At 72.3% G+C, this 8,880-nt stretch carries 4 protein-coding genes; all 4 read left to right on the plus strand.

Features of this window, described 5'->3' with window-relative positions; all coding sequences use genetic code 11:
- On the plus strand, positions 1-432 hold a 432-nt coding region (locus tag ACYVLJ_RS11885; protein ID WP_460438644.1), incomplete at its 5' end, for a Kelch repeat-containing protein.
- Positions 429-2,375: a S8/S53 family peptidase gene (locus ACYVLJ_RS11890; RefSeq protein WP_460438645.1), complete on the plus strand. Its 1,947-nt coding sequence runs from the start codon at positions 429-431 to the stop codon at positions 2,373-2,375. The genes ACYVLJ_RS11885 and ACYVLJ_RS11890, both read left to right, overlap by 4 nt.
- A complete protein-coding gene (locus ACYVLJ_RS11895; RefSeq protein ID WP_460438646.1) occupies positions 2,372-4,303 on the plus strand; it encodes a S8 family serine peptidase in 1,932 nt (643 codons plus the stop codon). Before ACYVLJ_RS11890 ends, ACYVLJ_RS11895 begins: the two co-directional genes overlap by 4 nt.
- Before the next feature lie 39 nt (positions 4,304-4,342).
- Positions 4,343-8,875 (plus strand): DUF6603 domain-containing protein, encoded by a 4,533-nt coding sequence (locus tag ACYVLJ_RS11900; RefSeq protein ID WP_460438647.1) that lies wholly within the window; start codon positions 4,343-4,345, stop codon positions 8,873-8,875.
- Positions 8,876-8,880 lie beyond the last annotated feature (5 nt).

Below are 8,880 nucleotides of genomic sequence, written 5' to 3' on the forward strand. Positions count from 1 at the left end.
ACGCCGACCGGGCCGGTGCTGGTCACCGGCGGCGACCCGGTAGTCGCGCCCGACGGCACGCTCGACCCGCACGGCCTCGCCACCGCCGAGCGGTACGACCCCGGCAAGCAGGAGTGGTCCCCCGCGGCGGACCTGCCCGGCGGGCGCGCCCGCCACCGGAGCCTGCTCCTGCGCTCGGAGCTCGTCCTCGTGCTCGGCGGGACCGGCGCGCCGGAGGCGACGGCGGGCTACCGGTCCGTCCTCGCCTACGACCACACCGGCGACTCGTGGTCCACAGTGGACGGTCTCGGCACCGGCCGGTCCGGCTTCGGCGTCGTGGAGCTGGCGGACGACCGCGTCCTGGTCGCCGGCGGGATCGCCGGTGCGGGCGCGGCCGCGGACAACCCGGAAGCCGGAACCCCGGCCCGACGCAGCGAGGTGCTCATCCCATGACGCAGTCCCAGGACTTCCGCCTGCTGCTCGGCCCGGAGCCGTTCGACCCGCTCGACGTCGCACCCGGCGCGCCCGCGGCGGGCCGGAAGGCGACCGTCGTCCAGTTCACCGCCGCCCTGACCGAGCCCGACGTCGCTCGCCTGAAGACCGCGTACGGCCTGGTCCTCGACCGGTTCATCCCGAACCTGGCCTACCTCGAGCACCTCGACGACGACAGCGCCGCCCGGGTGCGGGCCGACTTCCTCGTCCGCTCGTGCACGGCTTTGGACCCGGCGTTGAAGCTCGCGCCGTGGATCCCCGCCACCGGCACCCCGCTCGAGCTGGTCGTGACCCTGTTCGACGACACGGACCTCCCGGCCGCCCGGACGGCGCTGACCGCGGCCGGCGCCGGGGATGTCGAGGTCCTCGACAACCGCGAGATCGGCAGCCACCCCGTCGCGCGGTGCACGATCGACGACCGGGCGGCCTTGGCCACGATCGCGGCGCTCGACGACGTCGTCTGGGTCGAGCCGGAGCAGGACGCCGTGTCCTTCGACGTCGAAGCGGCGGAGACGATCCAGTCCGGCGGGGTCGGCGAGCACGCGGGCACGATCTGGGACCGGCAGATCCACGGCGAGGGCCAGGTGATCGACATCATCGAGAAGGACGGGACGATCGACCTGAACCACTGCTTCTTCTTCGACCCCCAGGTCGCCGTGCCCGGCCCGCTCCACCGCAAGGTCCTCAAGATCACCTCCAAGAACGGCGCCCTGGTGAACGAGCACTGCATGTTCGTCGCGGGCATCGCGGCGGGCAACTCCTTCACCGAACCGGGCACGCACCCGCACCGGGGCGGGGCGTGGGCGGCCAAGATCGTCTTCCGCACCCGGGACGACCACCTCGTGAACATGCTCGAAGACGGGAAGACCGCCGGCGCCACCATCCACAACACCAGCTGGGGAGTCGAAAAACCGGCCTACGACAAGACCGCGCGGGACGCCGACGACTTCAGCTTCCGCAACGAGGAGCACGTCGTCGTCGGCGCCGGCGCCGACTTCCACGACCCCGACAACACGCCGCCCGGCATCGCCAAGAACGTGCTCTGCGTCGCGGCGACCGACGCCTTCCCCCTCGAACTGCACCTGACCGAAGGGGTTCCCGGGCCGACGAGCCCCGACCGGCGCCGCAAGCCCGAGATCCTGGCCGTGGGGGCCGGGATCAGCTCGGCGCTGCCGAGGTCCTCGCCGGCCCCGGGGCCCTACTGCGAGACCGGTCCGCCGAAGGTGTTCCACCCGGCGGCGACGAGCTGGGCGGCCCCGAACGTCGCGGCCGCGGCCGCGCTCGTGCGCCAGTACTTCACCGAGGGGTACTACCCCCGCGGGGAACGGCTGGGCAACCGGCCGTTCTTCCCGACCGGTGCGCTGATCCGGGCCGTGCTGCTCAACTCGACCGTCGACGTGACCAGCACCGACCTCCCCAACACCAGTGTCAAGGGCTACCCGACGAACGCCGAGGGCTGGGGACTCGTCCGGCTCGATCGCACCCTCTTCTTCCCCGGCAGTCCTCGCCGGCTGTTCGTGACCGACGTGCGGCACCTCGCCGGCGTGACGCTGGCCCAGGTGCAGTCGAAGAAGGTGCGGGTCGAACGGCTGGCCGAACAGCTCAAGATCACGCTGGTGTGGACCGATCGGCCCCCCGCCGAGAGCTCCTTCCAGCACCCGGCGTGGAACGTGCTCCGGCTGGAAGTGCAGGACCCCCAGGGCACCCGGTACTTCGGCAACGACATCGACGTGCCGACGGGCCTTTCGAAGCCGAACGGGGCCGGTCCGCTGGACACCGCCAACAACGTCCAGATGGTCATCGTCGACGAGCCGGCCGTCGGCGACTGGACCGTCAGCGTCCGCGGCTCCGCTGTCTTCGGCACCCAGGGCTACGCACTGGTGGTGTCGGGAGGCTTGAAATGACCGACTTCCGCGTGTGGCTCGGCCCCGAGCCGTTCGACCCCGCCGAGGTGCCGGCCACCGAAGCGCTTGCGCCGAGCCGGAAGGCGACGCTCGTGCAGTTCCGGGCGTCGCTGAACGAGCCCGACGCCGCGCGCGTGACGGCCGCGTACGGGCTGCGCCTCGACCGGTTCGTGCCGAACTTCTCGTTCCTCGAACGGCTCGACGACGACACGGCCGCGCGGGTGCGCGCGGACTTCCTGGTGCGCACGTGCGTTCCGCTCGACCCGACGCTGAAGCTCGCTCCCTGGCTCTCCGCGGGCGCAGCCCCGCTCACCCTGATCGCGACCCTGTTCGACGACGCGGACCTCACGGCCGTCGGAGCCGCGCTGGGCGCACTCGGCGCGCACGACGTCGTGCTCACCGACGACCGGCCCTCCGGCGGCCGCCAGTACGCGGGCTTCACCCTCGACGACCCCGCCGAGTTGCCCCGGGTCGCGGCCATCGACGACGTCGTCCTGGTCGAACCGGTGCCGGAGCGCGAGGTCACCGACGTCCCCGCGGCCGAGGTCTTCCAGTCGGGGGTCGCCGGCTTGAACACCACGCCGGTCTGGGACCACGACCTGCACGGCGAGGAGCAGGTCATCGGGCTCATCGACGAGGGGCACCTCGACCTGAACCACTGCTTCTTCAACGATCCCGGCCACGCCAAGGCCGGCGAAGACCACCGCAAGGTGCTCGCCATGATCGACCAGAACGACGTCGGGGCTTCGGAGCACTTCATGTTCGTCGCCGGTATCGCCGCCGGCAACTCGCTCGACAAGAACGGCACCCATGAGCACCGTGGTGGCGCCTGGGCCGCCAAGATCGCCTGCCACAGCCTGAACGACATGTTCGGTTCGGTGGCGGTCAAGTTCCAGGTGATCCTCGACCGGCTCAAGGCCGCGGGAGCGTTCATCCACACCAACAGCTGGGCGGGCGGCCTCCCCGTGTACAACACCGACGCGATCGACGCGGACAGGTTCAGCTTCGAGAACGAGAACCACGTGGTCCTCGCCGCCGGGGGCAACACGAAGGACCGGTCCGGCAACGGCGCGCCCGGGATCGCCAAGAACGTGCTGTGCGTCGTCGCCTCCCAAGGCCCGCCCGACCAGATGAGCTTCGGCAGCGGAAAGCCCGGGCCCACCGCGGACGGACGTCGCAAACCCGACCTCATGGCGGTGGGCAACGGCATCCAGTCCGCGTCCCTGAAACGGAATTCGACCGCCCTCTACTGCGAAACCGGTCCCTACTTCAAGGATCCCGACCTGGCGGCGACGAGCTGGGCGACCCCCAACGCGGCGGCCGCGGCGACCCTGGTGCGCCAGTACTTCACCGAGGGGTGGTACCCCCACGGCGAGAAACGCGCCGATCGCCGGATCATCCCGACCGGTGCCCTGATCCGCGCGGTGCTGCTCAACTCGACGACGAACCTGACCGGTGTCCCCGGCTACCCGTCCGACGTCGAAGGCTGGGGGCAGATCCAGCTCGACCGCACGCTCGTTTTCAAGGACGGCCGCCGGCGCCGGCTGCTGGTGAACGACGTGCGGCACAGCGCCGGGCTGACGGTGGCGGCGAGCGCCCCGCAACGCTTCTTCGTCGGCGACGACCACGAAGAGCTCAAGATCACGCTCGTGTGGACGGACCCGCCCGCGGCCGAATCCGCGACCCAGCCCTCGCGCAACGTCCTCAAGCTGACGGCCCAGGATCCGCTGGGGATCACCTACCAGGGCAACGACTTCGACGCCGCGACCGGCGAATCCCGCGAAGGCGCGCCCGGCAGGCCGGACGTGCTCAACAACGTCCAGATGATCGTCGTCACCCGGCCGTTCAAGGGCCGGTGGACCATCACCGTCAGCGGGACCGTCGTCTTCGGCAAGCAGGGCTACGCCCTCGTCGTGACGGGCGTGTGACATGAACGACCCCAGCACCGCGTCAGTCGGAGGCACCGGATGGCACTGACCGTCGAAACCCTGTTGCTCGAAGCCGGGCGCGCGTTCGCGCCGCTCGAACAGCGCTTGCGCGGCGCCGAAATCCCGCTCCTGTTCGCCGAGATCGGGCTGCCGGCACCGGACGTCGTGCTCGGCGCGCAGGCCGTGCAGACCGCCGTCGGCGGCGCGGCGACCGCGCTCAGCTCGCTGCCGCGGGTGGTGGACGACCTGGCCGCCGCGATCGACGCCCGCGACACCGCCCGGATCAGCGCGGCCGTGGCCGCCGCGGCACCGATCGTCAAGGCCGTCGCCACGGCCGTCGACGTGGTGTCGACCGCGATCACCGCGGCGGCGCGGGCCGCCGGGCCGGGCCAGGCCGAGGTCGAGGCGTTCGCCGCCGAACTGGCGCAGCGGCTGTTCGGCTTCGCGCTCATCACCTACCTGGAGGACCGGATCCCGGTCGCCGGGTACCTGCTGGGCCTGCTCGGGGTCCTCGAATCGACGCCGCTGGCCGCGACGCCCGCCGCGCCCGCGCACGTGCGCCGCGTGCTGCGCGTGGACCGGGTGACGGCCCTGCTGCGCGACCCGGTCGGCGTGCTTTCCGACGTCTACGCCTGGGGCAGTCCCGAGTTCGACTGGGACCTGCTGCTGCGGCGGCTCTCGATCTTCCTCGTCTCGGTGACGGACTTCGCCTTCGTGCAGGCCGGCCCGCCGCCGTTCCTGCGCATCGCCGCGGTCGACGTCGGGGTCACCGACGACCCGGTGCCCGGCGTCGAGGCCCAGCTGCGCCTGGCCACCGACGAACGCCTGGATCTGACCATCCCGATCAGCGACACCGTCGCGCTGGTCGTGACGGCCGACGCGGCACTGGAGGAAAAGGCCGCCGTCGAACTGCTGCCGCCGGCCGTGCTCCGGGTCGTCCCGCCGACCGCCGAAGTGCGCGGTGGGGTCCGGCTCGGCCTGCAGGCGCCCTACGCCGACGGGGCACCGCCGATCGTCGTGCTGGGCACGGCGGGCGGCTCGCGGATCGAAGCACGGCGGCTGAGCACGACCGTCGGCGCCGACCTCGTGTGGAACCCCACCGAGCGGCGGGCCGACGGCGCGCTCGTGTTCGAAGCCGCCGTCGAGGGCGGCAAGATCATCCTGGACCTGGCGGACGCGGACGGCTTCATCAGCGCGCTCCTGCCCGCCGGCAAGCTCGAGTTCGACGTCGACTTCGTGCTGACGTGGTCGTCGGCCACCGGGCTGCGGTTCAAGGGATCCGGTGGCACCGAAGTGGACTTGCCGGTCGACATCGGCGTCGGCCCGGTGACCCTGAACAGCCTGCACCTGGCCCTGGTGCTGGCGAGCGGCGGCCTCACGTTCGAAGCGTCGGCGTCGGTTTCCGCCCAGCTCGGCCCGGTCTTCGCGGCCGTCGACCGGCTCGGTGCCGTGGTGCGCGTGACGCAGCCCTCGAGCGACGGCAGCCTGGGGCTGGCCGACTTCTCCGTCGGCTTCAAGCCGCCCACCGGGGCCGGCCTGTCGGTCGACGCGGGCGGGATCTCCGGCGGCGGCACGCTGTCGTTCGACCCGGACCGCGGGGAGTACTCCGGTTCGCTGGAGCTGGAGTTCGCGGACTTCCTCGCGCTGAAGGCGATCGGACTGATCACGACGCGCCAACCGGACGGCTCGCCGGGCTTCTCGCTCCTGATGGTCCTCACCGCCGAGTTCGGCAGCGGTATCCAGCTGGGGTACGGCTTCCGGCTGCTGGCGGTCGGCGGGCTCGTCGGGCTCAACCGCGGGATGAACCTGCAGGCGCTGGTCGAAGGCGTCCGCACCGGCTCGATCGAGTCCGTCGCGTTCCCGAAGGACGTCATCGCCAACGCGCCGCGGATCCTGTCGGACCTGGCGCGGTTCTTCCCGCCCGAACAGGGCACATTCCTGATCGGGCCGATGGCGAAGATCGGCTGGGGCACGCCGACGCTCGTGAGCCTCTCCCTGGGCGTGATCATCGAAATCCCCGGCGCCATCGCGGTCCTCGGCGTCCTCAAGGCCGCGCTCCCGACCGAGGACGATCCCCTGCTGGTGGTGCAGGCCCAGTTCGTCGGCGCGCTCGAACTCGACAAGTCACGGCTGTGGTTCTTCGCGAAGCTGTTCGACAGCCGCATTCTCACGATGACCATCGACGGCGGCATGGGCGTCTTGGTGGCGTGGGGCGACAACCCGGACCTGGTGCTGACGGTGGGCGGGTTCCACCCGGCCTACCGGCCACCGCCGTTGCCGTTCCCGATCCCCGACCGGCTCTCGGTGGACATCCTCAACCGCAGCAACCAGCTCATCCGCGTCGCCGGCTACTTCGCCGTCACCAGCAACACCGTCCAATTCGGAGCGCAAGCCGAACTGCGACTGGGATTCAGCGCCTTCCGCGTCGAAGGCCACCTCGGCTTCGACGCGCTGTTCCAGCTGTCGCCGTTCCGGTTCACGATCCACATCAACGCCCACGTGTCGCTGAAGGCCTTCGGCGTCGGCGCGTTCGGCATCGACCTCGACTTCCAACTCGAAGGGCCCGCACCCTGGCGAGCACACGGCCGCGGCTCGATCGGATTCCTCTTCTTCTCGATTTCGGCCAACTTCGACATCACCTGGGGCGAAGACCGCGACACCACCCTTCCCCCGGTGGCCGTACTTCCCCTGCTGGCCAACGAAATCGGCAAGCTCGAAGGGTGGGACACCCGGCTGCCGTCCGGCGACAACCGGACGCTGGTCACCCTCCGGCAGCTGCCCGAGACCGGCGAGATCGTGCTGCACCCGCTCGGCACGCTGTTCGTCCGGCAGCGCGCGCTGCCGCTGGGCGTCCGGCTGGACCGCGTCGGCGGGCAGAAAGCCGGGGACGGCAAGCGGTTCACCGTCAACCCGGTCGACGGCACCGGGCTGAAGCGGGTGTCGTTCACCGGCGACCGGTTCGCGATGGGCCAGTTCCAGACCCTGTCCGACGCCGCCGCGCTGTCGCGGCCGTCGTACGAGACGCAGGACGCCGGACTCGAACTGACCGCCGACACGGCCCTGGCGACCGCCCGGGTCGTGCGCCGTAGCGCGCGGTACGAACTGCACGTCATCGACGGCGCCGCGACCCCGCAGGCGATCCGGCTGGCCGCGCCGCAGAAACGGTTCCACAGCGTCAGCGGTCCGGTCTTCGACGAACTCACCAAGGGCAGCAGCACCAGCCGTGCCACCCTGTCGGCGCGGCAAGCCTCGCAGAAACAGCCGTTCGCCGCGCAGGACACCGTCCGCGTCACCGAACAGCGGTTCGTGGTCGCCTACGTCAAGAGCAACCGGCAGGCCTTCCCGCCCGGCTCGCTCGCCCGGGCGAGCGTGACGACGTTCCGCAGCCGCGCGACCGCCGAAGACGCGCTCGCCGACTTCGTCGCCGCGGACCGGACCCTGGACGGCCTGCTGCACGTGATCCCCGCGGCCGAGGCGGTGGGCACCCCCGGCGTGCCGGGCACCTGGTCCCCCGCGGGCGTGCTGCCGGCTCCGGTGTCCACTGTGGACGCGGTGCCGCTCACCACCGGGCGCGTGCTGCTGGCCGACGGCACCGGCCCGGACGGCGAGGCCGTCGCCACGACCACGCTGTTCGACCCGACCGCCGACTCGTGGACCGCCGGTGCGGCGCTGGGCACCGCCCGCCGCCGGCACACCACCACCCGGCTCGACGACGGCCGGCTGCTCACCGCGGGCGGCCGCGGCACCGACGCCGTGCTCGCGACGGCCGAGGTGGCCGACCCCGCCGCGAGCGCGTGGCGGCCGGCCGCGGCGCTCGGCGTCGGCCGGCACGGCCATTCGGCGACGAAGCTGCTCGGCGGCCGGGTGCTGGTCGCGGGCGGCAGCGGGGTGCGGCCCGGTCAGGACGACGGCGCCCTCACCGCGTGCGAGGCGTTCGACCCCGGCACCGGCACCTGGGCACCGCTGCCGCCGATGACCGACGCGCGCACGGATCACCAGGCGGTCCTGCTGCAGAACGGCGACGTGCTGGTCGTCGGCGGTGCCGTCCCGCGCGGGAACGGCCGGAGCGGGCAGCTCGCGTACTGCGAGGTGTTCGACCGGACGCGGGAGGACTGGGTCGTCACCGGCAGCCTCGCCCAGGCCCGCACCGGCCACCAGGCGACGCTGCTGCCGGACGGCACGGTCCTGGTCACCGGCGGCGACCCGGTAGTCGCGCCCGACGGCACGCTCGACCCGCACGGCCTCGCCACCGCCGAGCGGTACGACCCGAAGGACGGGACGTGGCGCCCGGCGGCCCCGATGCCGGGCGGCGGGCGCACGGGCCACCGGGCCCTGCTGCTGGGCTCCGGGCTGGTCCTGGTGACCGGCGGCACCGGCACCCCGGAACGGACGGCGGGCTACCGCTCCGCCCTGCTCTACCACCCGGAAACCGACACCTGGACAACGGTTTCGGGGCTGCTGACCGGCCGGTCCGCGCACGCCGTCGCCGCACTGCCCGACGACCGGGTGCTCGTCGCCGCCGGCGTCGCCGGTCCCGACCCCGCCGCCACCGGCGAGGTGCTCATCCCATGACGTCA

Source organism: Amycolatopsis stemonae (assembly GCF_054781455.1).